Below are 23,276 nucleotides of genomic sequence, written 5' to 3'. Positions count from 1 at the left end.
TCAGGCGGCCCTCGCGTGCGGCGGCCCGGCCGCTCGCCCGACCGTGCCCCTTGGCCGTCGCGAAGCACGCGCCGTAGGTGCGGTCGTAACCCTAGCGGGGCACAGGGTGACGGTGGGTCCCCGCAAGTCTTATGAGGGACTTGCGGGGCGGCCACCATTCGATCGGGGTACCCGGGCAGCGACGCAACCCGCGTGTTCCCGCACCGGAAGCGGGAAGGCCTTTCTACGCGTTCTTCGTGCGCAGGCGCGGAAGGATCTCCTTGCCGTAGACGTCGATGAATCGGGACTGGTCCGGGCCGGGACCGTGGAAGACCAGGTGCTTGAAGCCCATGTCGATGTATTCCTGGATCTTCGCCACGTGCTCGTCCGGGTCGGTGGAGACGATGAAGCGCTTCGCGGAGCGCTCCACGGGAAGCGCGTCGGCCAGGCGTTCCATTTCGATCGGGTCCTCGACGCCGGTCTTCTCCTCGGGGGAGAGCGCGAGCGCGGCCCAGTGGTGGGTGTCGTTGAGCGCGCGGTCGGCGTCGTGGTCGAACGAGACCTTGACCTCGATCATCAGATCCAGGTCGTCGAGCGTGCGGCCGGCCTTGCCGGCGCCCTCGGTGAGCGCGGGCAGCAGCGTACCGGTGTAGAGATCGTGGCCCTTGCCGCTGGTGGTGATGAAGCCGTCGGCGACGCGGCCGGCCATCCGGGTGGCGGCCGGCCCGGACGCGCCGATGTAGAGCGGAACCGGCGTGTCCGGCTTGTCGTAGACGGTGGCCTTCTCGGTGCGGTAGTACGTGCCCTCGAAATCGACCCGGTCCTCGGCCCACAGCTGCTTGATCAGCGTGACCGCCTCCTTGAGGCGCGCGAAGCGCTCCTTCGGTTCCGGCCAGGCGGTGCCGAGCGGTACCTCGTTCAGTGACTCGCCGCTGCCGACACCGAGGATCACCCTGCCCGGCGCGATCAGGCCGAGCGTGGCGAACGCCTGCGCGATCATCGCGGGGTGGTAGCGGAACGTCGGGGTCAGCACGCTGGTGCCGATGGCGACGCGGCTGGTCCGGGCAAGTGCGGCGCCCAGCCAGGGCAGCGCGGCCGGTGCGTGGCCGTGCGTGTGCCGCCACGGCTGCAGGTGGTCGCTGATGAAGACGGAGTCGAAACCGGACTCCTCCGCCTGGACCGTGAAGTCGAGCAGTTCCGTCGGGCTGAACTGCTCCGCGGAAGCCTTGTATCCGAACCGCACCATCGCGCTCTCCTTGTCGGGCCGTCAGCCTCGATCTTGCCGCACGATCGGGTTTCCCCGGGAACGGCCGGAGCGAACGTCACAGATCCAGACGGCAGCCGAGTCCGTCGATGACCGCGTCCGCGTGCTCGTCGTCGAGCCAGACGCCGCCGGTGGCGAGGTAGCGGAAGTGGTAACGGCCGGGCCCGAGCGGCAGGCTCACGGACCGGATGCCACCGCGCCGCGGCAGCAGCTCGTGCCGGCCGGGTTCCCAGCCGTTGAAACAGCCGACCACGCTGACCGTCCCGCCCGGGTGGTCCGCGGGCAGGCAGAACGTGACCCTGGTCTTACCGCCGAACAACCTGCTGCGCTTGATCACGCGTGGCCCCCCCGCCTGGCTCGGTTCCTTCATAAGATCAACGAGCCAGACGGGGGTACGAAATCAGGCGACCTTCTTGAACGTCGGAAGCTTGGCGGCCAGCTCGGTCAGCGCGGGCGTGTAGCCCTGGTAGCTGTACTGCGCCTCGGAGTACCAGTCGACGATCTGGCCCGCCTTGACGGCCGGAAGCTGCGCCCAGGCCGGCTGCGTCTTGATCAGCTCGGCGCTCGGCAGCGCCTGGGTGCGAGCGTCGTAGAGGATCACATCGACCGGGTACTTGGCCGCGTTCTCCCAGCTCAGCGACTCCCACCAGGCGCCCTCGCTGTCCGGCTTGGTCGGCACGGTCAGCGGCACGCCCTGCGCCAGGTAGTGCGACAGGTCCGGGCTGTACTTCGGGATGGACATGTACAGCGTGTCCTTGCTCCCGGAGAACGCGGCGACCCGCAGGCCGGCGGCGGTCGCGGCGGCAGCGGCGGTCTTCAGGGCCGCGTCCGCGGTGTCGAACGCGGCCTTCGCGGCGGTGATCTCCGGCGTCTTGATGTCCGCGCCCAGCTTGCCGGCCAGCTCCTCGTAGTAGCCGATCGCCTTGGGCAGCGCGACCTCGGACAGCTGGATGCCGAGCGTCGGCGCGATCTGCTCGATCTGCGGCTGGCTCTCCTCCGGCACGTACCAGAGCAGCTTCGGGTCATACATGCAGGTGACCAGCAGCTCCGGCGCGAGCGAGAGGTACTTCTCCACGTTGAACTCGCCGTAGACGTTGCCCACGGAGGTCACGGCCGCGAGGTCGACGCTGCCGGCCTGCGGGTCCTTGGTGCCGTCCGCCTTCGTGGACGGGCCGAAGATGCCGATCGGGCGGATGCCGAAGTCCCACAGCGCGGCGGCCGCGCCGACCTGGGCGACGATCTTCGTGGGAACCTTGGGCAGCGAGATCTGCTTGCCCCGGCCGTCGGTGTAGGTGAACGGGCCCGCTGCGGCGGCACTGCCGGACGCGGACGGAGTGTCGTCGTTCGTACCGCCACAGGCGGCGAGCGCGGCGGTCGCGCCGAGGCCGAGCGCTCCGGTCAGGAGGCTGCGGCGGGAAGTACGGGCACCAAGAACGTGTCGCATGAGAGGTAAGGCTAGCCTTCCCTCAGTAAACGTGAAACGCAGGGTCTTTCATCAGGGAGTCATCGGTGCGAAAACGCCTTGCCGGCCTCCTGCTCGTCGTCGTGTTGCTGCTGGTCACGGTGGCGCTGAGCATCGCGGTCGGCAGCCGCTTCATCCCGCTCGGCGACGTGCTCGACGCGCTCGGCGGCAGCGGCAACCCGGACGACGTGCTGACTGTCCGGGAGATGCGCATCCCGCGTACCGTGCTCGGGATCGTCGCGGGCGCGGCGCTCGGCCTGTCCGGCGCGCTCATGCAGTCACTCACCCGCAACCCGCTCGCCGACCCCGGCATCTTCGGCATCAACCTCGGCGCCGCGGCCGGTGTGGTCCTGGCCATCACGATCTTCGGCGTGACCGCACCGTCCGGGTACGTGTGGTTCGCGTTCCTCGGCTCGGTCCTCGCCATGCTGGTCGTCTACGGCGCCAGCGCGGGCCGGGCCGGCACCAACCCGGCCCGGCTCGCGCTGGCCGGCATCGCGGTGCAGTTCGCGCTGGCCGGTGTGGTGCAGGCGTTGCAGCTGGCGGACCGCGGCGCGCTCGACCAGATGCGGTTCTGGGTGGTCGGCTCGCTGGCCAACCGGGAGACCGCGACACTGTGGAGCCTGGCGCCGTTCTTCATCGGCGGCATCCTGCTCAGCCTGGTCCTGGCGCGCAGCCTGAACGCGCTTGCGCTCGGCGACGACACCGCCCGCGCGCTCGGCGCCGGCGTCGCCACCACCCGGATCCTGGTGCTGATCGCGGTCACCGTGCTGTGCGGTGCCGCCACGGCCGCATGCGGGCCGCTCGCGTTCGTCGGGCTGATGGTGCCGCACGTGGTGCGGTCGTTCACCGGGCCGGATCAGCGGTGGGTGCTGCCGTTCAGCATGCTGCTGGCGCCGGTGGTACTGCTGGGCGCGGACGTGCTGGGCCGGGTGCTCGCCCGGCCGGCCGAGCTGCAGGTCGGAATCGTCATGGACGTCATCGGGGGAATCGTGTTCATCGCCATCGTCCGCGCGCGCCGGGTGGTGCACCTGTGACGACCTCACCGGCTCCGGTCCGCAGCGCCTTCCGGGTCGTACCGCTGCGGTCCTTCTGGGTCACTCTCGGCATGGCCGTGATGCTGCTGGTCGCGGCCGGGTTCACGCTCACCACCGGCGACTTCGCGGTGCCGATCGGCGACGTGGTCACCGCGATCGTCGGCCAGGCGCCACCGGCCGCCGAGTTCGTGGTCAACACGCTGCGGCTGCCGCGGCTGCTGGTCGCGATCCTGGCCGGGGCCGGGCTCGGCACGGCCGGTGCGGTCATGCAGAGCCTCAGCCGCAACCCGCTGGGCAGCCCTGACATGATCGGCTTCTCGATGGGCGCGGCCACCGGCGGCGTCACGGCCATCCTGCTCACCGCGAGCGGCACGGTCGGCACGTCGATCGGCGCGGCCGCGGGCGGCTTCGCCACCGCGCTGGTCATCCTGCTGCTGGTCGGACGGCATGGGCTGAACGGATATCGCCTGGTGCTGGTCGGTGTCGGCATCTCCACCGTGCTGATGGCCGTCAACGGCTACATGCTCACCCGCGCCGTCCTCAACGACGCCCAGCGCGCGGTCGCCTGGCAGGTCGGCAACCTTTCCGGACGCAACTGGGAACACGTGACGCTGATGGTGATCGCCGTCGCCGTCCTGGTACCGGTGATCCTGGCCTTCAACCGCCGGATGTCCATGCTGGAACTCGGCGACGACACCGCCACCGCGCTCGGCGTCGGCGTGTTCGCCACCCGCCTGGTCCCGCTGCTCGCCTCGATCGGCCTGGTCGCCGCCGCCATCTCGATGGCCGGGCCGATCCCGTTCGTCGCGCTGGCCGGCCCCCACCTGGCCCGCCGGCTCACCCGGCACCCCGGCCCGAACGTGCTCCCCGCGGCCGTGATGGGCGCACTGCTCACGGTCGCCTCCGATTTCGCGGCCCAGCACGCACTGCCGGTCCAGCTCCCGGTCGGCATCGTGACCAGCGTGATCGGCGGCGTCTACCTGGTGGCGCTGCTGATCGTCCAACGCCGGAGCCGCCGGGCCTGAGCCGTCGCCGTAGGCCGGTCGACCGGGTGCGGGCTTGCGCGCCCGCCCCGGTCGACCGGCCTACGGCCAGGTGCAGCGCTGTCGGTGGCAGTCCGGCCTCCCGTTGCAGGCAGCGAACCGGCCGACACCCGGCGCAGCCCGCCCGGTCCCGAACCGGCCAACAGCGCACGCGACGAACCGGCCAACGTCCGGCGCAGCCCGCCCGGTCCCGAACCGGCCAACAGCGCACGCGACGAACCGGCCAACGTCCGGCGCAGCCCGCCCGGTCCCGAACCGGCCAACAGCGCACGCGACGAACCGGCCAACGTCCGGCGCAGCGCGCCTGCGGCGGCGCCGGTCTACAGCCAGCGCAGCGTGCCGGTGGCGGCTTCGCGCAGCGCGGGATCGCTGTCGCGCAAGCGCTCCAGCAGCGGCTTTCCGGCGCGCACCGCCTCGTGGACGCGCAGCAGCAACACGGCGCCGAGCCGCTCCTGGTCCGGCTCGTCCAGGTCGGACAGGAAATCCATGAAGTCGTCGCCGCCGTACGGGCCGGTCTCGAACGCGGCCATCAGATGCGCGCCGGCGGCGGCGTCCGCGCGGAGTTCGTCCAGCGGGAACTCGTCCGACGCGTAGAACGACGGATCGCCGATCGCCAGCTCGCCGAGCAACTCGATCAGCCGGACCCGCTCGCTCGCGGTCAGCGGCGACGGCCCGGCCAGGATCTCCAGCAGGAACGGCACCGCATAGGCGCTGGCCTGCCAGCGGCTGCCCTGATGCACGATGTTGCCACCGAGTTGCCAGATCGCGACCCGCCGCGTCTCCACGTCGTCGGAGAGCAGGTCACGCAGCTGTCCCGGCACATCGGTCGCAGCACCGTAGGCGTGACCGAGCCGCTGCCAGGGGACGTCGTCGAGCCGGTCGAGCATGCGTCGCATCATGCCACCCCTGCACATATCCACGCGCATCAACTGCAAAAGCCCGCGGCCGGGCGCTAGGCTGAAACCGGACCGAACCGGGCGCATCACGAACCATTCGCGCACCGGCCAGTGTCGCCTGTCCGGATTTGCCGCAATAAACCTGCAAATCCGGCGCATTGACCCTCATCGTTGCCGCTGCCTACGGTGGGGCCAGAAGGTTTCGGAGTCGTTAACACAACCGGCCAACGGCCCATGACTCCGGGATCGGAAATATCGCCCATGGCGCGGCGCCGGGCAGGCAGAAGCCCCGGTCGCGCCAGGCGGTGGCCCTACCGCACCCGAACCGCCCGGATCCGGCCGCGCCCACGGCCGCCCAGGGTCACCGCCTCCCGTCGAGGGGAGCCCACCCCGGACTCCCCACCGAAGGAGGAACGGCACATGCAGGACAACTCTCCGGCCCGGCACCGCTCGTCGCGGCGCCGCACCCTGCCCCTCGCGATCGGCGCCGGTTTCACGGCCGCCGCGCTCGTGGTCGGCATGGGCGCGATCGCCAACGCGGCGGAGACGCCTCAGGCCGACGCCGGCACGGGCACCCTCGCGGCTCCCGCCCTGGTCGGCTGGGCGACGCAGAACGGTGGCACCACCGGCGGCGGCAGCACTCCGCCGATCACCGTCACATCCTCGTCCGCCCTGATCAGCGCCATGCAGTCGAGCAGCGCCGCGGTCATCAACGTGTCCGGCACGATCTCGATCAGCGGCATGCAGAAGGTCGCGTCGAACAAGACGATCCGCGGTGTCGGATCGAACGCGACGATCACCGGCGGCGGCCTGAACATCGCCAACGCCAAGAACGTGATCATCCAGAACCTGAACTTCCGGAACGCGTCCGACGACTCGATCAACGTGCAGTACTCGACGAACGTCTGGCTCGACCACCTGGACATGGCCAACGGGTACGACGGGCTGCTGGACATCAAGCGGACCAGCAACTTCATCACCGTGTCGTACGTGCACAGCCACGACCACGACAAGAACATGCTGCTCGGGCACAGCGACGACAACGCGGCCGAGGACACGGGCAAGCTGAAGGTGACGTACCACCACAACTGGTTCGACGGCACCGGCCAGCGCAACCCGCGGGTCCGGTTCGGCAACCCGGTGCACGTGTTCAACAACTACTACAGCAACATCGGTGACTACGGCGTCGCGTCCACCGAGAACGCGGGCGTGCTCGTCGAGTGCAACTACTTCGAGAACGTCGAGGACCCGTACCACCTGGGTGAGGGCTCGTCCGACGCGGGCTCGCTGGTGGCGCGCAACAACCACAAGGTCAACTCCGGCGCCGGTCAGACCGGCGGTAGCGTCGCCTCGATCCCCTACGCCTACACCTGTGACACGCCCAGCTCGGTGAAGTCCATCGTCACCGCGCAAGCCGGCACCGGCAAGATCTAGATCAAGAGCCTTCGGGGGTACGGGGTCCCGCCCGTACCCCCGTCGCCGTGTTACGGCAGGGACGCGGCGATCTCCGCGATCGAGCGCCGGCGGCCGGTGTAGAACGGCACCTCTTCGCGGACGTGCCGTCGGGCCCCGGACGCGCGCAGGTCACGCATCAGGTCCACGATCCGGTACAGCTCGTCCGCCTCGAACGCCAGCATCCACTCGTAGTCGCCGAGCGCGAACGACGCGACCGTGTTGGCCCGCACGTCCGGGTAGCCGCGCGCCATCTGCCCGTGCTCGCGCAGCAGGTCGCGCCGCTCCTCGTCCGGCAGGAGGTACCACTCGTAGGACCGCACGAACGGGTAGACGCACAGGTACGGCCGGGCCTCCTCGCCGGCCAGGAACGCCGGGATGTGGCTGCGGTTGAACTCGGCCGGCCGGTGCAGCGCCATCTGCGACCAGACCGGGCTCAGGTGCCGGCCCAGCGCGGTGCGACGGAACAGGGAGTACGCCTCCTGCAGCGAGTCGCTCGACTCCGCGTGCCACCAGATCATCAGGTCGGCGTCCGCGCGCAGGCCGGACACGTCGTACGTGCCCCGGATCGCCACGCCCTTCGCCTCCAGTTGCTCGAAGAGCGCGTCCACCTCCGCGCTCACGTCGTCGCGCAGCGCCGGCAGCGGCGTCTCGGCCTTGAACACGGACCACATCGTGTAGCGGATGCTCGCGTTCAGTTCCTTGATCCGCGCCGCGTTCGTCTGATCGCTCATGCGTTCTCCCTGCTCATGTCGCTTGCTTTCACAACGTCCGCCACGTCGTCGGCCGCGTTCTCACCGGACCGCACGCAGAGTGGGATGCCCACGCCGTCGTAGGCCGCACCCGCCAGCGCGATGGTCGGATGCGCGGCCCGGAGAGTTTCCCGGGCCGATGTGATCCGTGCTCGATGCCCCGGCGCGTACTGCGGCAACGCCCCGCCCCACCGCTGCACGAGCGTGTCCACCGGTGCCGGAAGCGCGCCGCCCAGCAGCCGCGACAGCTCCGCGTGCGCGGCCGTCACCAGCTCGGCGTCGTCCCGCTGCAGCAGATGCTCCTCGCCGTGGCGGCCCACCGACGCACGCACCTGCACCACGCCGTCCGCCCGTCGCAGGTGCGGCCACTTCACGCCGAAGAACGTCGCCGCCTTGATCAGCAGCCCTTCGACCGGCGGGATCAGCAGGCCCGACAGGTTCGGCAGCGCCGCCGCCGGCAACGCCATGTTGATCAGCGCGATGCTGGCGTAGTCCAGCCGGCCGAGCACGCCCGAGACGCTCGCGTCCACACCCGTCAGCAGCCGCGCCGCCGCCTTCGCCGGCACCGCGAGCACGATCGCGTCCGCCCGGTGCCGCTCCGCGGCGTCACCGGCGTTGGCCGCACCGACCGTCAGCACCCAGCCGCCGTCACCGGTGGGCTCCAGCGCCCGCACCGGCAGCCCCAGCCGCACCTCCGCCTTCGCCGCGTCCGCCACCGCCTCCACAAGCCGGGTCAGCCCACCGTCCACCGTGGCGAAGATCGGCGGTCCACCCGGCCGCCCGGCAGCGCCGTTGCCGCTCCCGGTGCGCGCGGCCCGGGCGCGTGCCGAAGCGGCCTTGGCGGCCTTGACCGCGGCGGTGAGGGTGCGCTCGGTGTGCGCCGCGCGGGCCAGCGCGGGCACCGTCATCTCCAGGGAGAGCTCGTCGGCGCGGCCCGCGTAGACGCCGCCCAGCAGCGGATCGACCAGCCGGTCCACGACCTCGTCGCCGAACCGGCGGCGGATCAGCGCGCCGATCGCCGTGTCCTCGCCGTCGGCCAGCAGCGGCCGGCCCTGATCGGCGTCGCGCTCCTCGACGACCCGGGCCACGGACGCGACCTGTGCCGCGTCCTCCGGAACGCCCATCAGCGTCCCGCCCGGGATGTCGGCCAGCGTGCCGCCGATCACCAGCGCGGCCTGCGTGGTGCCGGGATGCACCAGGCGGTCGCCCAGACCGGCCCGCCGGGCCAGCGACACGGCCGCGGACTCGCCACCGCCCGGATCGCCGGCCAGGAACGTCTCCGCCCCCAGCTCCTGCGGCCCGCCGGCCAGCTCCCCGGTGCGCAGCTTCCCGCCGAGCACCGCGCCCTGCTCGAAGATCGTGATGGTCGCGCCCGGCCCCAGCCGCTCCCGCAGCCGCAGCGCCGCCGCGAGCCCCGCGATGCCGCCGCCCACCACCGCGACCCGCTCGTTGCCCATGCTCACCAGCCTGCCACCTCGCCTCGCCGACTCACCGGGCCGGGTGGCCCATCTCCCACCTGACCTTCGCCCTCCCGGCCACCGGTGGCCGGACACGACCGCGTCACAACGGTGCATGCGTCACCGGCGCTCCGCGACCACGAATCCACCTTGCCCGGCGCCACCCATGCCTCACCAGGCCTGTGGACAACCCGGAATCACCGTGACCGATCGGACCGCGCCCGGTTGCGGTGATCACGGCACTGACCTCGGGTTCTGATCGGACCCGCGGCACGGAAGCGGCCATCGGGCGGAACCCGCGCCGATCTTGCCCCGCGGAACCGGCTCCGCGGCGGGGAGCGAACGGGGCCAGCGGAGATGAGCGGACCGCCCGGTTCGCCCGCGCGAGCATGCGGGCCGCACCACGCCGGAAGCGGGACATCGGGTTCGTGGTCGATTCCCCGGGCGGCGCCGTGCGCGCGGCCGGAGCACGCGAGGAAGCGGGGGAGATCAGGCGAGGCGGTGGAAGGCGCTCGCGTGGAAGATCAGCGGCGGGCGGTCCGGCACGGTGGCGACCGCGTGCAGGCCGAGCACGATGATCTCGTGGTCGCCGGCCGGCACGCGCTGCGTGATCTCGCACTCCAGCCAGGCGGTCGCGCCCTCGACGAAGACCGCGCCGCTGCCGGTGGCCGCCCAGGGGACGCCGGCGAAGCGGTCGCCGAGGCCGCGGGTGGCGAGGCGGCGGCAGATGTCCGCCTGGTCCTCGCCGAGCACGCTCAGCCCGAGGCGCGGCCGGTCCGCGAGGCGGGCCCAGGTCACGGACTTGACGTGCGCGTTCACCGAGACCAACGGCGGGTCGAGCGAGACGGACGTGAACGAGCTGGCCGACATGCCGGCCGGTGCCCCGTCGACCAGTGCCGCGACCGCGACGACGCCGCTGGGGAACCGGGAGAACGCGGCACGCAGCGCCGGCTCGTCGTCGGGGACCCGCGGCAGCTCCACCATGGCCGCGGTTACCGTGCGGAGACCGTGTGGACCAGCTCGACGACGCGGGTCAGCACGTCCGGGTCGGTGTCCGGCAGCACGCCGTGGCCCAGGTTGAAGACGTGACCGGGTGCGGCGCGGCCCTCGTCCAGGATGCGGCGCACGTGCTGCTCGACGACCGGCCACGGTGCGAAGAGGACAGCCGGGTCGAGGTTGCCCTGCACGGCCTTGCCGGCGCCGATCTGCGTCACGGCGACGTCCAGCGGCGTGCGCCAGTCCACGCCCACCACGTCCGCCCCGGCCTCGCCCATCGCGCCGAGCAGCAGCGCGGTGCCGACGCCGAAGTGGATGCGCGGCACGCCCGCGCCGGCCAGCCCGGACAGCACCTTCCGGGAGTGCGGGAGCACGTGCCGGCGGTAGTCCGCCTCGGACAGCGCACCGGCCCACGAGTCGAAGAGCTGGACCGCGGAGACCCCGGCCGCGACCTGCACCCGGAGGAATTCGAGCGTGATGTCCGCGAGCCGGTCCAGCAGCGCGTTCCACAGGTCGGGGGCGCCGTACATCATGGCCTTGGTGCGGGTGTACGTGCGTGACGGCCCGCCCTCGATAAGGTAGCTGGCCAGCGTGAACGGCGCGCCCGCGAACCCGATCAGCGGCGTCGCGCCCAGCTCGGCGGTGAGCAGCCGGACCGCCTGGTCCACGAACGAGACGTCGTCGATCGTGATCGGCCGCAGCCGCTCCACGTCGGCGGCGGTGCGGACCGGCTCGGCGATCACCGGGCCGGTGCCCGCCACGATCTCCAGATCGATGCCGGCGGCCGCGATCGGGACCACGATGTCGCTGAAGAAGATCGCCGCGTCCACGCCGTGCCGGCGGACCGGCTGCAGCGTGATCTCCGCCACCAGCTCGGGCCGGCGGCAGGACTCCAGCATCGGGATGCCCTCGCGGACCTTGCGGTACTCGGGGAGCGACCGGCCCGCCTGACGCATGAACCACACGGGTGTGTGCGGCACCGGCCCGCCCCGGGCCGCGCGCACGAACGCGGAGTCTGCGGTGGCCGGGACCTGGGAGGAGGCGCGGGTGGCGCCCGATGCTGTGGTCGTCATCCCCTCCATGCTCGCACGCCTGGCGGCAACCGGTTCCGGCACACCTGACGGCTCGCCGGGGCGTCACCGGGACCACGCACGACCCACGGCCGCGACACGATCGACGCCGATGGCCCCGGCGTGCCGGGCGCCGAACGCGTAAGGCCCGCGCTTAGGCTGCGGGCATGGCACCCTCGACCGTTCTCCCGGAGACGTTCGCGCGTGCCGTAGCCGGCCTGCGCGCCGCCACCCCCCGCCCGGAGATCCTGCTGGAGGAGGTCACCGCCCCTCAGCGGCTGGCTCCTTACGCGTTCGCGTTGAGCGCCACGGTGCTGCGCGACGGCGACGAGGTGGCGACCGGACGCCTCGTCCTGCTGTACGACCCGGCCGGTCACGAGGCATGGCAGGGCCGGTTGCGGCTCGTCAGCTACGTCACCGCGGAGCTCGAACCGGAGCTGGCCGCGGACCCGCTGCTCCCGGCCGTGGCCTGGACCTGGCTGACCGACGCGCTGGAGACCCAGGGGGCCACGCACGCCGCGCTGGCCGGCACGGTCACGCAGACGACCTCCACCCGGTTCGGCGACCTGGCCGGGCCGCCGGCCACGGCCGACATCGAGCTGCGGGCGTCCTGGACCCCGCTCGACGACTCGGAACACGCCCTCACCGTCCATCTCCTCGGCTGGTGTGCGCTGCTCTCCTCCACGGCCGGCCTGCCGCCGCCGGGCGTGACCGCCATCTCCCCGTTCGGCCGCTGATGCGCGTTCCGACGCGCCGACGCAGGCGCAGCGACGGGTTAACGTCCGGCAACCCGTAGGGTTACAAGGTGACCGACGAATCACCCCTGCACCGTCGGGACGCGCAACGCCAGGCAGGGGACGGACCGCACAACCCAGCCGACGACCGCCCGGCGGCGGAGTCAGACGTGAGGCCCGACCCCTCCCCCGGCGGGGCGGTCCCTTTGCTCGTGCCCCGAGACGGCACGCCGAAGCCCGTGGAGAGCGGCAAGGAACTGGACGACGCCGTCGCCCGGTTCGCCGCCGGCACCGGGCCCGTCGCGGTCGACGCGGAGCGCGCCTCCGGCTACCGCTACAGCCAGCGTGCCTACCTGGTGCAGCTGCGCCGGGCCGGCGCGGGAACCGTGCTGATCGACCCGCTGCCCCTCGGTGACCTGCGTGCGCTGGACGCGGCGATCGCCGACGCGGAGTGGGTGCTGCACGCCGCCAACCAGGATCTCCCCTGCCTGGCCGAGCTCGGCCTGCGTCCCCGCCGGCTGTTCGACACCGAGCTCGCGGCCCGGCTGGGCGGGTACGAGCGGGTCGGCCTGGCCGCGCTCACCGAATCGCTGCTCGGCTACTCGCTGGAGAAGCACCACTCGGCCGCGGACTGGTCCAGCCGTCCGCTGCCGGAGTCGTGGCTCACCTACGCCGCGCTCGACGTGGAGATGCTGACCGACCTTCGCGACGTGCTCGCCGAGGAGTTGCAGCGTCAGGGTAAGGCCGAGTGGGCGGCGGAGGAGTTCGCCGCACTGGTCGCCTCCGGCGGGCAGCCGCCGAAGGTGCGGACCGACCCGTGGCGGCGCACCTCCGGCATCCACCGGATCCGCGGCCAGCGTGCCCAGGCGCGGGTCCGGGCGCTCTGGTACGCCCGGGACGCCGTCGCCTCCCGCCGGGACTCCGCACCGGGCCGCGTGCTGCCGGACGCCGCGATCGTCGCGGCGGCCGAGCTGGACCCGCAGGACGAGCGCACGCTGCTCACCGTGCCCGGATTCGGCGGGCGCTCGGTGCGCCGGCTGGCCAAGACCTGGCTGGAGGCGTTGCGCGAGGCCCGGGCGCTGCCCGACGCGGAGCTGCCGGTCTCGCCGCCGATAGAGGGCCCGCCGCCACCGCACCGGTGGGCCGATCGGGATCCGGCCGCCGCGGCCCGGCTGGCCCGCTGCCGCGAGGTGGTGCTGCAGATCGCGGCCCAGCACAACCTGCCGCCGGAGAACCTGATCTCGCCGGACTCGATCCGCCGGCTGGCGTGGACGCCACCGGAGGAGGTCACGGTCGCGACGGTCGGCGACACGTTGCGCGGCTACAACGCCCGCAACTGGCAGGTGAACCTGCTGGCCACCGGCCTGGCGGAGGCGCTGCCGGCACAGGACTGAGCTGACGGGCTTCCTCGCGAAATCATGCGGTGGTCCAGGTGTGGCCTGGACCATAGGGGCGTCGGACTGCGACCTTTGGTTACCGACGAGTAGCATTGCCGCACACGACATGATTTCGCGAGGAGGCCTGCTGTGCCCCGTCAAGTCCGGGACGTCGTCTTCGTCGACGGTGTCCGCACTCCGTTCGGCAAGGCGGGTGGGATGTACGCCGACACCCGCGCCGACGACCTCGTGATCCGCTGCATCCGGGAGCTGATGGCCCGTAATCCGCAGCTTCCGCCGGACCGCGTGGAGGAGGTCGCGATCGCGGCCACCACGCAGATCGGCGACCAGGGCCTCACCATCGGGCGCACGGCCGCGCTGTTGGCCGGCCTGCCGAAGAGCACGCCCGGCTTCTCCATCGACCGGATGTGCGCCGGCGCGATGACCGCGGTGACGTCGGTGGCCGGTGGCATCGCCATGGGCGCCTACGACGTGGCGATCGCCGGCGGCGTGGAGCACATGGGCCGGCACCCGATGGGCGAGGGCGTCGACCCGAACCCGCGGATCCTGGCGGAGAAGCTGGTCGACCCGTCCGCACTCGTCATGGGCTCGACCGCGGAGAACCTGCACGACCGCGCGCCGCAGATCACCAAGGAGCGCGCGGACGCGTTCGCGCTGGCCTCCCAGGAGAAGACCGCCAAGGCGTACGCGAACGGCAAGCTCCAGCCGGACCTGGTCACCATGGCCGTCCGCGACCCGGCCACCGGCTGGGGGCTGGCCAGCACCGACGAGGCCCCGCGCGAGACCAGCCTGGAGAAGCTGGCCACGCTGAAGACCCCGTTCCGCCCGCACGGCAAGGTCACCGCCGGTAACGCGGCGGGCCTGAACGACGGCGCCACCGCCGGACTGATCGCGGCCGAGGACGTCGCCCGTGAGCTGGGCCTGCCGGTCGCGATGCGGCTGGTCTCCTACGCGTACGTCGGCGTCGAGCCCGAGGTGATGGGCGTCGGCCCGATCCCGGCGACGGAGAAGGCGCTGCGCAAGGCCGGCCTGGGCATCGAGGACATCGGCCTGTTCGAGCTGAACGAGGCGTTCGCGGTGCAGGTGCTGGCGTTCCTCGACCACTTCGGCATCGCCGACGACGACCCGCGCGTCAACCCGTGGGGCGGCGCGATCTCGGTCGGCCACCCGCTGGCCTCTTCCGGTGTCCGGCTGATGACCCAGCTGGCCCGCCAGTTCGCCGAGAACCCGCAGGTCCGGTACGGCATCACCGCCATGTGCATCGGCATCGGCATGGGCGGCTCGGTCATCTGGGAGAACCCCGCCTGGGAGGGTGACAAGTAAATGACGGACATCGCCTTTCCCTCCGAGGTCGTGACGAAGTCGCTGCTCCGGCTGATCCGGGTGCCGGGCGTCGACCGCCAGGTCGCGCTGATCACGCTGGACAACGGGTTCGACCACAAGAAGCCCAACACGTTCGGCCCGGGCGGCCTGGCGTCGCTGTCCGAGGCGATCGACCAGGCGCTCGCGGCCGAACCGGCGTTCATCGCGATCACCGGCAAGCCGTACGTGTTCTCTGTCGGCGCGGACCTCACCGGCGTGCCGCTGCTCGAGACGCACGCGCAGGCGCTGGAGCTGGGCCGACTCGGGCACCGCGTGTTCGCGCGGCTGAAGGACAGCACGGTCCCGACGTTCGCGTTCATCAACGGCGCGGCGATGGGCGGCGGCCTGGAGCTGGCGTTGCACTGCCACTACCGCACGCTCTCGTCCGGCGCCGCCGCGCTGGCGCTGCCCGAGGTCTCGCTCGGCCTGGTACCGGGCTGGGGCGGCACGCAGCTGCTGCCGAACCTGATCGGCCCGGCGAACGCGGCCACGGTGATCATCCAGAACCCGCTCACGCAGAACCGCATGCTCAAGCCGAAGCAGGCCACCGAGATGGGCATCGCGGACCTGCTGCTGGAGCCGGCCGACTTCCTGGAGCGGTCGCTGGCCTGGGCCGCGGGCGTGGTCGGCGGCACGGTCACGGTGGAGCGTCCCCAGGTCGACCGCGACTCGTGGGACGGCGTGCTCTACTTCGCGAAGGCGATGCTGGACAAGCGCCTGCACGGCGCGGTCCCGGCCGCGAACCGGGCGCTGGAGCTGATCGGCGTCGCGAAGGGCGCCTCGTTCGCGGAGGGCACCGCGCTGGAGGACCAGGCGCTCGCCGACCTGATCTTCAGCGACGAGCTGCGCAGTGGCCTGTACGCGTTCGACCTGGTGCAGCGCCGCGCGAAGAAGCCGGTCGGTGCGCCGTCGTCGGTCCACGCGAAGGACGTCACCAAGGTCGGCGTGGTCGGCGCCGGTCTGATGGCCTCCCAACTGGCGCTGCTCTTCGCGCGCCGGTTGCAGGTGCCGGTCGTGCTGACCGACCTCGATCAGGAGCGCGTCGACAAGGGCGTCGCGTACGTGCACGCCGAGATCGACAAGGCGGTCGGCAAGGGCCGGATGGACACCGGCACCGCGGCGAAGGTGCGCGCGCTGGTCACCGGCTCGGTCGACCGGTCGGTCTTCGCGGACGCCGACTTCGTCATCGAGGCGGTCTTCGAGGAGCTGTCCGTCAAGAAGCAGGTGTGGGCGGAGCTGGAGAAGATCGTCTCCCCGGAGGCGGTGCTGGCCACGAACACGTCCTCGCTGTCCGTCACCGAGATGGCCGCGGACCTGGAGCACCCGGAGCGGGTGGTCGGCTTCCACTTCTTCAACCCGGTCGCGGTGCTGCCGCTGCTGGAGATCATCCGTGGTGAGCAGACCTCGGACGCGGCGCTGGCCACCGCGTTCGCGGTCGGCAAGCAGCTGCGGAAGAGTTGCGTGCTGGTCAAGGACGCGCCTGCGTTCGTCGCCAACCGGGTGCTGGTCCGCTTCCTGTCGGAGATCCAGTCGGCGATCGACGCCGGCACGCCGCTGGAGGTCGCGGACTCGGCGATCGACCCGCTCGGCCTGCCGATGCGGCCGCTGGCGCTGCTGCAGCTGGTCGGGCCGGCCATCGCCTATCACGTGACGGAGACGCTGCACGCGGCGTTCCCGGACCGGTTCCCGCTCAGCGCGAACCTGAAGGCGCTCGCCGACGCCCGCCTGCCGCTGCTGGTGGACGACGAGGTCAACCCGGCGGTCACCGCGCTGCTGACCGTGGGTGACGCGCCGCTCTCCGCCGACGAGGTACGTCAGAAGGTGCTCGACGGCCTGGCCGAGGAGATCCGCACCCTGCTCGACGACGGCGTGGTCGCGGAGGCACAGGACGTCGACCTGTGCATGATCCTCGGCGCGGGCTGGCCGTTCCACCTCGGCGGCATCACGCCGTACCTGGACCGCACCGGCACGTCCGAGGCGGTCACCGGGCGGCGGTTCCTGCCGAAGGGCACGGCCTCGCTCGCCTGACGCACGGTCTTCCGGCCGCCCGTCTCCACGCCACCGGCGCGGAGGCGGGCGGTCGTCGTCCGGCGACCCACGCAAGACTCCACGATGGAACGGAAGGTGACGATATCCGAGTTCGTCAAGAGCGACACGCCGAACGTTCCGGAGATACTCGGTCAGGAAACATTCTCGGTTCAGGATGTCTGCGACATAATCACGGATCTTGTCGCCGACGAATGGAGCGATACCGGTGACCCTCCCCCAGCTTCTCCGCATCCGCTGGGCCGTTCGCGCAACCCTGCTGCTGGGTGTCGCCGCCTCGGTGGTCGCCAACGTTCTGCATGCCGTCGACAATCCGATCAGCCAAGCCATCGCCGCCTGGCCTCCCTTCGCTCTGTTGCTCACGGTCGAACTCATCTCGCGCGTCCCCGTGCACCGGAGGTCGCTGGCGTTCATCCGGATGGTCGCGACGACGGCGATCGCCGGCATCGCGGCCTGGATCTCCTACTGGCACATGGCCGGGGTGGCCGCCAAGTACGGCGAGACCGGTGCCAGCGCCTATCTGCTGCCGATCTCGGTGGACGGCCTGATCGTGGTCGCCTCCATCTGCCTGATCGAGCTGGGCGGCCGCATCGCCGAGGCGCAGGCGGCGAAGCGCGCGGCCACCGAGGCCACCGCCGCGGAAGCCGCGGCCGGCACCGCTGCCACCGCGGGCACCCCGACCGCCGCCGGCGCCGTGCGTACCTCCGCGGCCGGGACCGCAGCCACCGCCGCCATCGCAGGTACCGCAACCGTCGGTGACACGGCGGCCATCGCGGGCACCGCCGCCGCAACCGCCGCAGGAGCGGCCGACGGCGAGCCGGTGCTCGGACCGGACGGGCTTCCGACCGCCCGGCCCGGCGCGGACACCGCCGCCCCGATCGGCGCGCGCGGGCGGACGGACACATCGGCTCCCGTGGTACGGGCCCCGCACTCGGGTGCGGGCGAGGAGTGGTTCGGCGAGCGTGACCGGCTCACCGACGACGACGTCCCCGGCATCGCGGCGCTGGTGCCGCGCCCGCTCACCGGTGCCGCGGCGTCCGCCGACACGTATTCGCAGTTCACCGGCGCGGTGCCGGAGCACGGCTACGCCGCCGACGATCACCACCTGACCGATGCGGCCGACCGGCGGCGCACCGCCGACCGCCTCGCCGCCGGGGGCGCGATGGCGGTGGCCGCAGGTGCGCGCCGCGATCGTGATCCGCTCACCACGACCGGCTCCCAGCCGATGCTGGCCTCCGACGTGGCCGCCGCCGTCGAGGCCGCGCTGAACGGCCGCCCGGTGGCCCGGGGCGTGCGCGGCGGCGCCAGCCCGCGCAGCCGCGCGGGCATCTCCGCGGCCAGCGGTTCGCTGACCGGCCGCGGGACCGGGCCGGATGACGCGGGCTCGGGCGCGCTGGTCCCCGGGCCCTCCGTCGCGCCGGGGAACAGCCATCCGGACGAGCCGCGCCAGAACGGACAGCCATCCCGGCCGCCCGCGCCGCGCGCCGAGACCGCCGCGACCCGCACACCGGCCCGCACGTCCGCCGCCACCTCGGCCACCCGGCAGACCGCCACGGGGCGGGTCACCGCCCGCACCGGCCCCGGCCGCGTCACCGGCACCCGCGCTGACGGCAACGACAGCACGCCGACCGCGGACGCGGCCGGCATCCCGCACAACGGCACCGAGCACAACGGCACCGGGCACAACGGCACCGGGCACAACGGCACCGCGCCGAACGGCACCGGTGCCGCCCGCCCTCGCCGGTCCACGGCCGAGACGGCCGCGCTGGCCGCCGACATAGAGGCTCGCCACCCCGGCATCTCGGAGGCCGCCGTGGCCGGCCAGCTCGGCATCACCCCGCGCCGCCTCCGCGAGGTTCGCCGGGTCACCGACACGCGGACGGCCTGATCCGCCACCCACGCCCGACCGGTCACGCCGACCCGAGCGGTCACGCCGGCCCGGTGCGCCGCCCTCGCCCGGCCCGTGGCGCATACCTGATTTGTCGCTCCGAGCTGATCCGTCACGTCTGCCGGACCGGCGAGGCCGGCGGCGCCCGCCGGTCTCGCCCGCGCGATCGGCGCCGGTGTCACGCGGTGAGTGCGCCGCACGACGGAGAACAGCTGCGGGGATAGCGCCGCCAGCCGCGCCGGCGCAGCGCCTCCGCCACCTCGTCAGCGACATGACACGGTCGCTCCAGCACATCCGCCTCGGCATAGCGCAACACCCTTCCTTGTAGTGTCCCGTCCGACGACGTCCGCGGGGGCGAACCCTCGGCCGCACCGTCCCGTTTCCGATTCCCGAGATGGACGCTCGTGCCGAACGCCGGGTAGAGCACCACCCCGTTGGTCACCTCCTCCGGCGGCACCTCGCGCGGCGAACGGTCCCCGCACGGCCACCGCTCCCCCTCCGGCAGCCCGTGCGCGCGCTCCACGTCGCGCAGGTACCGCAGCTCCAGCAGGGACCGGCAGCCGAACCCGACGTCCCGCAGCGCGGCCATCAAGGCGACCCGCCACCGCACCCGCAGCCGCGACTGCAACGCGACCAGCAGCCGCTCCGGCGAGGTCGAGGCCATGCCACAGGCGACCGCGACCCAGCCGAGCGCCTCGTCCAGGTCCGCCGCGACCTCCCACAGGTCGAGGACCGCCTCCTCGGCGCGGGTCACCGGCGGAGAACGGCTGGGATGGCGGACGAAGGCCGCGCGCCGAGACCGGTGGATCACCACCCCGGGCATCTCCTGCGGGTGCCGGCCGGCCGGCACCGTGATGTGGATCGGGCCGAGGCCGCCCGCGGTCCAGCCGAGGACCTCGGCGGCCGAGTAGTGGCTGAGCAGCGCGCCGTTGCCGGCCGCCAGCACCGCGGCCCAGAACTCACCCCGTCGGCAGAGGCTGCCGGGCCGGGTCGCGTAGACCCCGTTGGCGAGCCGCCGCCACTGCCCGTCGATCAGCTGCCGCTCGATCCCCGACCGGGTGTAGCCTCCGGCCAGGGCCTGCCAGCGCGCGACCACGCCGCGCTGCCGCTTGACCCATCCATCGAACACGTCATCTACGCTGCCGTCCGCGGCGGGCGTGCCACCAGGCCTGTGGATAACCGCCGGACAGCGTGACCGATCGGCCGCCGGACGCTGACCGCCGGAAGCTACACCGCGCCCGGCAGCGTCACCGTCACCTCAAGGCCGCCGCCGGGCTGCGCCACCGCGCCGACCGTGGCTCCGTGCGCCTCGCAGACCGCGTTCACGATCGACAGCCCGAGGCCGCTGCCGCGCGCACCGGTCCGCTCCCGGCCGCCTCGGCGGAACGGCTCGAAGAGGCCGGGTACGTCCGCCTGGTCGACCTCGAAGCCGGTGTTGCCCACCACCAGCCGAACCACGCCGGGCGCCGGTACGTCGGTGCGCACCCACAGCCGCCCGTGCAGGTGGTTGTATCGCACCGCGTTCTCGATCAGGTTGCCGGCCAGCCGCTCCAGCAGCCCCGGATCACCGGCCACCACGGCCGGCCGCAGGTCCGTGGCCACGTCCAGCTTCAGCCGGGCCATCTCGTTCTTCTGCGCGGACAGCGCGGCGTGCACACCGTCGGTGAGGTCGAACGGCACCCTCCGAGCCAGCCGCCGTCCCGACTGTGCCTCGCTGCGGGCCAGGATGAGGAGCGCGTCGACCAGACCGTTCGCGCGCTCGGAGGCGTCCCGCACCACCATCGCCATCCGGCGGTACTCCTGGATGTCCGCCTCGTCGTCGCTCAGCGTGACGTCGATCTCGGTCCGCATCACCGCGAGCGGCGTGCGCAGCTCGTGCGACGCGTTCGCCACGAAGCGCTTCTGCGACTCGAACGACTCGGTGAGCCGGTCCAGCATCGCGTCGAACGTGGCGGCCAGCTCCGCGACCTCGTCGTTCGCGCCGGAGTAGCGGATCCGCTGGTCCAGCGTCTCGCCGCCGAGTCGCTGCGCGGTCGCGGTGACCCGGTGCAGCGGGCGCAGTGCCCGGCCGGCGACCACGTACGCACCGGCAACCCCGGCGATGCCGATCGCGATCAGCGCGAGCAGGCCCTTGGCCAGCAGTTCGGCGCGCGCGCTCGCGACCATCCGGTCCTGCCAGACCTCCACCGGGAGGCGGCTGCCGTCGGCGAGCGCCACCTCGGTGCCGGGCAGCAGCGAGTCGGCCGGGTGCAGCACGTTGTCGATCAGCATCCAGGCCAGCACCAGCATGATCGCGCCGGCGCCGACCAGCAGGATCCCGTTCAGCACGGTCAGCCGGAGCCGCAGCGTGGGCCGCATCAGCGGGCTCATGACGCGGCGTCCGAGAACGACGCGATGCGGTAGCCGGCCCCCACCACGGTCTCGATCAGCGGCGGGTCGCCGAGCTTGCGGCGCAACGTGTTCATGGTGACCCGTACGGTGGTGGTGAACGGGTCGGTGTTCTCGTCCCAGACGCGTTCCAGCAGCTCCTCGGTGGAGACCACGGCGCCGCGCGCCTTCAGCAGCTCCTCCAGCACACCGAACTCCTTGTTGGTCAGCTGCAGCAGCCCACCGGCCCGGGTGACCACCCGGCGGGCCTGGTCGAGCACCAGGTCGGCGGCGCTGAGCACCGGCGGCGCGGGCGGGGTGGCGCGGCGGCCGAGCGCCTGCACGCGCGCGACCAGCTCGTCGAACGCGAACGGCTTGGGCAGGTAGTCGTCCGCCCCGAGCTGCAGTCCCTCGACCCGGTCCGCGATCGTCACGCTGGCGGTGAGCATCAGCACGCGGGTGAGCGCGCCGGACGCGGCCAGGTCGGCGCAGATCTGGTCGCCGTGCACGCCGGGCAGGTCGCGGTCCAGCACGACCACGTCGTAGCGGGTGACGAACGCCATCTCGTGCCCGGCGGTGCCGTCGTAGGCCACGTCCACCGCCATGCCCTTGCGGCGCAGGCCACGCGCGATGGCGTCGGCCAGGTTCCGCTCATCCTCGACGACCAGAACCCGCATGATCCCGCCAATCCCGTTCGACCCGCACTGCCCCGAAGCCAACCAGCCCGGATGTTAAACCGCCGTGAGGAGCGGTCAGGAGGCGACCGGCAGGTTCCACATGCCGACCGAGTTGTCCAGCATCATGCACGTCATCACGGTCCGCTGGACGGTGCAGTCCGGTCCGACGCCGCGGACCCGCCCGAGCACCCGCAGCGCCATCCGGTCCAGGTCGATCTCGGCGACCAGCGCGGTGTTCGCCAGCGGGTCGAAGTGCGCGACGATCGTGCGCCGCGCGGCCGGCACCTCCTCGTGCCGGATCCGCCGCCAGCGCCCGAAGTCCCGGATCGTCGTGCCGGTCCGGCTGTCCATTGCCACGATCGGCCCGCTGTCGACGACCGTGCCGCCGCCCTCGTGCCGGATGTCCCCCTCGGCCAGCAGCATCGGCCCGATCTCGGTGTACCAGCCGAACGCCGGTTGCTCCCAGATCCGGTCCCCGGTCGCCGGGTCGATCCCCACCATGCGCTCCCGTTCCTCGTCCGAGGTGCAGATGATCTGGACGCCGCATCCGGCGGTGTGCAGCAACCCGCGGGGGAACTCGCGCTGCCACAGCCGCCGCAGGTCCGCCCGGGAATAGGCGACCACGTCGACGCCGCCGACGCCGTACGTCATGGCCAGCACGACGCCGTCCGTGACGGTGACCGACTCCGTGTCCGGTACCCGGGTGCCGGCCAGCAGCCGGTTGGCGCGCAGGTCCCACAACTCGATCCGGTCGTCCGGGAGCGCCACGACGGTCTGCCCGTCGCCCGAGCTCGCCCAGAGGAGGAACGCCCCGGCCGGGAACTCCCGCCGCCACAGCTGCTCGCCGGTCGCGATGCGCACCGCCCGCCAGGTCAGCGCATCGCCCGCCGAGCTGATCACCATGGTGTCCCCGTCGAACAGCAGCGGCCACGCCGCCTCGACGCTCCACCGCGGCACGGCCGTCCCCGCGTCCAGCAGCAGCATCCTCTCGGTGTAGTCCGCGCTGCTCAGGTGCAGCAGCAGCCCGTCACCGGCGGCGGTGATCCCGTTGATCACACCGTCGAGCATCAGCGACCGTTGCCACACCGGTTCACCGCCGGGCGCGGTGTAGGCGGAGATGGTCCGGTTCGTCGGCCCGGACGCCCCGGTCTGCGGGCTGACCACGTAGAGCCGGTCCCCGGCCAGGAAGAACGCGTCGGCCGGCTTCATCGGCACCCGCACCTCGGGCAGCACGTTCGCGGCCGGCCGTGCCGACCCGCCGAGCAACGCACCGGTCAGCACCAGGCAGAGCACGGCACCGATCGCCCGGCGGGTCCGGGGCGGGCGCGGCACGGACGGGGCCGGCTCGGGCCGCAGGTCGGAGACCACGCCGAGATCGATGGAGACCATCAGACAGT

20 protein-coding genes are annotated in these 23,276 nt (G+C 72.5%); 8 read left to right on the top strand and 12 right to left on the bottom strand.

Annotated elements, in window-relative coordinates; translation table 11 throughout:
* Window positions 1-223 precede the first annotated feature (223 nt).
* From fgd to J2S42_RS29825, 3 genes are all read right to left on the bottom strand, one after another.
* The gene (fgd, locus tag J2S42_RS29835; protein ID WP_307244412.1) at window positions 224-1,225 is read right to left on the bottom strand and encodes a glucose-6-phosphate dehydrogenase (coenzyme-F420); all 1,002 of its coding nucleotides are present in this window, start codon (window positions 1,223-1,225) and stop codon (window positions 224-226) included.
* Window positions 1,226-1,301: 76 nt separating this feature from the next.
* Complete coding sequence (locus J2S42_RS29830) at window positions 1,302-1,580, bottom strand: isoamylase early set domain-containing protein (RefSeq protein ID WP_307244410.1); 279 nt, start codon at window positions 1,578-1,580, stop codon at window positions 1,302-1,304.
* A gap of 63 nt (window positions 1,581-1,643) precedes the next feature.
* Complete coding sequence (locus tag J2S42_RS29825) at window positions 1,644-2,687, bottom strand: ABC transporter substrate-binding protein (protein WP_307244409.1); 1,044 nt, start codon at window positions 2,685-2,687, stop codon at window positions 1,644-1,646.
* Window positions 2,688-2,752: 65 nt separating this feature from the next.
* Here J2S42_RS29825 and J2S42_RS29820 point away from each other — a divergent pair, with 65 nt between their 5' ends.
* Complete coding sequence (locus tag J2S42_RS29820) at window positions 2,753-3,742, top strand: FecCD family ABC transporter permease (protein ID WP_307244407.1); 990 nt, start codon at window positions 2,753-2,755, stop codon at window positions 3,740-3,742.
* Window positions 3,739-4,767 carry a FecCD family ABC transporter permease gene (locus J2S42_RS29815; RefSeq protein WP_307244405.1) on the top strand — a complete coding sequence of 343 codons (1,029 nt, stop codon included), beginning with the start codon at window positions 3,739-3,741 and terminating at the stop codon, window positions 4,765-4,767. The genes J2S42_RS29820 and J2S42_RS29815 overlap by 4 nt, the downstream gene beginning before the upstream one ends.
* Before the next feature lie 338 nt (window positions 4,768-5,105).
* Here J2S42_RS29815 and J2S42_RS29810 read toward each other — a convergent pair whose 3' ends face one another.
* Entirely contained in the window at window positions 5,106-5,672 is a 567-nt protein-coding gene (locus tag J2S42_RS29810; protein WP_307244403.1) for a hypothetical protein, read from the bottom strand.
* A gap of 429 nt (window positions 5,673-6,101) precedes the next feature.
* Here J2S42_RS29810 and J2S42_RS29805 point away from each other — a divergent pair, with 429 nt between their 5' ends.
* A complete protein-coding gene (locus J2S42_RS29805; protein ID WP_307244402.1) occupies window positions 6,102-7,115 on the top strand; it encodes a pectate lyase family protein in 1,014 nt (337 codons plus the stop codon).
* 50 nt (window positions 7,116-7,165) lie between these two features.
* Here J2S42_RS29805 and hemQ read toward each other — a convergent pair whose 3' ends face one another.
* The 4 genes from hemQ to hemE form a co-directional block, all read right to left on the bottom strand.
* A complete protein-coding gene (gene hemQ, locus J2S42_RS29800; protein ID WP_307244399.1) occupies window positions 7,166-7,867 on the bottom strand; it encodes a hydrogen peroxide-dependent heme synthase in 702 nt (233 codons plus the stop codon).
* The gene (gene hemG, locus J2S42_RS29795; RefSeq protein ID WP_307249115.1) at window positions 7,864-9,342 is read right to left on the bottom strand and encodes a protoporphyrinogen oxidase; all 1,479 of its coding nucleotides are present in this window, start codon (window positions 9,340-9,342) and stop codon (window positions 7,864-7,866) included. The genes hemQ and hemG overlap by 4 nt, the downstream gene beginning before the upstream one ends.
* Window positions 9,343-9,831: 489 nt before the next feature.
* Window positions 9,832-10,326: a flavin reductase family protein gene (locus J2S42_RS29790; RefSeq protein WP_307244398.1), complete on the bottom strand. Its 495-nt coding sequence runs from the start codon at window positions 10,324-10,326 to the stop codon at window positions 9,832-9,834.
* 8 nt (window positions 10,327-10,334) lie between these two features.
* On the bottom strand, window positions 10,335-11,411 hold the full coding sequence (gene hemE, locus J2S42_RS29785) for a uroporphyrinogen decarboxylase (RefSeq protein ID WP_307244396.1): 1,077 nt from the start codon (window positions 11,409-11,411) through the stop codon (window positions 10,335-10,337).
* A 164-nt stretch (window positions 11,412-11,575) separates the two neighbouring features.
* Here hemE and J2S42_RS29780 point away from each other — a divergent pair, with 164 nt between their 5' ends.
* The 5 genes from J2S42_RS29780 (at window position 11,576) to J2S42_RS29760 (ending at window position 18,835) form a co-directional block, all read left to right on the top strand.
* Window positions 11,576-12,145, top strand: coding sequence for a DUF3000 domain-containing protein (locus J2S42_RS29780; RefSeq protein WP_307244394.1), 570 nt, complete (start codon window positions 11,576-11,578; stop codon window positions 12,143-12,145).
* 68 nt (window positions 12,146-12,213) lie between these two features.
* Window positions 12,214-13,536: an HRDC domain-containing protein gene (locus J2S42_RS29775; RefSeq protein ID WP_307244392.1), complete on the top strand. Its 1,323-nt coding sequence runs from the start codon at window positions 12,214-12,216 to the stop codon at window positions 13,534-13,536.
* Window positions 13,537-13,668: 132 nt separating this feature from the next.
* Window positions 13,669-14,862, top strand: a complete 1,194-nt coding sequence (locus J2S42_RS29770; protein ID WP_307244391.1) for a thiolase family protein — start codon at window positions 13,669-13,671, stop codon at window positions 14,860-14,862.
* A complete protein-coding gene (locus tag J2S42_RS29765) occupies window positions 14,863-16,929 on the top strand; it encodes a 3-hydroxyacyl-CoA dehydrogenase NAD-binding domain-containing protein (protein WP_307244389.1) in 2,067 nt (688 codons plus the stop codon).
* 226 nt (window positions 16,930-17,155) lie between these two features.
* A complete protein-coding gene (locus J2S42_RS29760) occupies window positions 17,156-18,835 on the top strand; it encodes a DUF2637 domain-containing protein (protein WP_307244388.1) in 1,680 nt (559 codons plus the stop codon).
* Window positions 18,836-19,013: 178 nt separating this feature from the next.
* On the opposite strand, the gene J2S42_RS29755 is transcribed toward J2S42_RS29760, so the two are convergent.
* The 4 genes from J2S42_RS29755 to J2S42_RS29740 all read right to left on the bottom strand — a co-directional run bounded on the left by J2S42_RS29755 (window position 19,014) and on the right by J2S42_RS29740 (window position 23,268).
* Complete coding sequence (locus tag J2S42_RS29755) at window positions 19,014-19,964, bottom strand: hypothetical protein (RefSeq protein WP_307244386.1); 951 nt, start codon at window positions 19,962-19,964, stop codon at window positions 19,014-19,016.
* A gap of 98 nt (window positions 19,965-20,062) precedes the next feature.
* Window positions 20,063-21,205 (bottom strand): sensor histidine kinase, encoded by a 1,143-nt coding sequence (locus J2S42_RS29750; RefSeq protein ID WP_307244384.1) that lies wholly within the window; start codon window positions 21,203-21,205, stop codon window positions 20,063-20,065.
* On the bottom strand, window positions 21,202-21,879 hold the full coding sequence (locus tag J2S42_RS29745) for a response regulator transcription factor (RefSeq protein ID WP_307244382.1): 678 nt from the start codon (window positions 21,877-21,879) through the stop codon (window positions 21,202-21,204). Before J2S42_RS29745 ends, J2S42_RS29750 begins: the two co-directional genes overlap by 4 nt.
* Before the next feature lie 75 nt (window positions 21,880-21,954).
* Window positions 21,955-23,268 carry an outer membrane protein assembly factor BamB family protein gene (locus tag J2S42_RS29740; RefSeq protein ID WP_307244380.1) on the bottom strand — a complete coding sequence of 438 codons (1,314 nt, stop codon included), beginning with the start codon at window positions 23,266-23,268 and terminating at the stop codon, window positions 21,955-21,957.
* Window positions 23,269-23,276: the final 8 nt, after the last annotated feature.

The organism is Catenuloplanes indicus (assembly GCF_030813715.1).
Classification (GTDB): Bacteria; Actinomycetota; Actinomycetes; order Mycobacteriales; family Micromonosporaceae; genus Catenuloplanes; species Catenuloplanes indicus.
The sequence above is the reverse complement of the archived record's forward strand: the minus strand, read 5'-3'. Positions and strand labels throughout refer to the sequence as shown.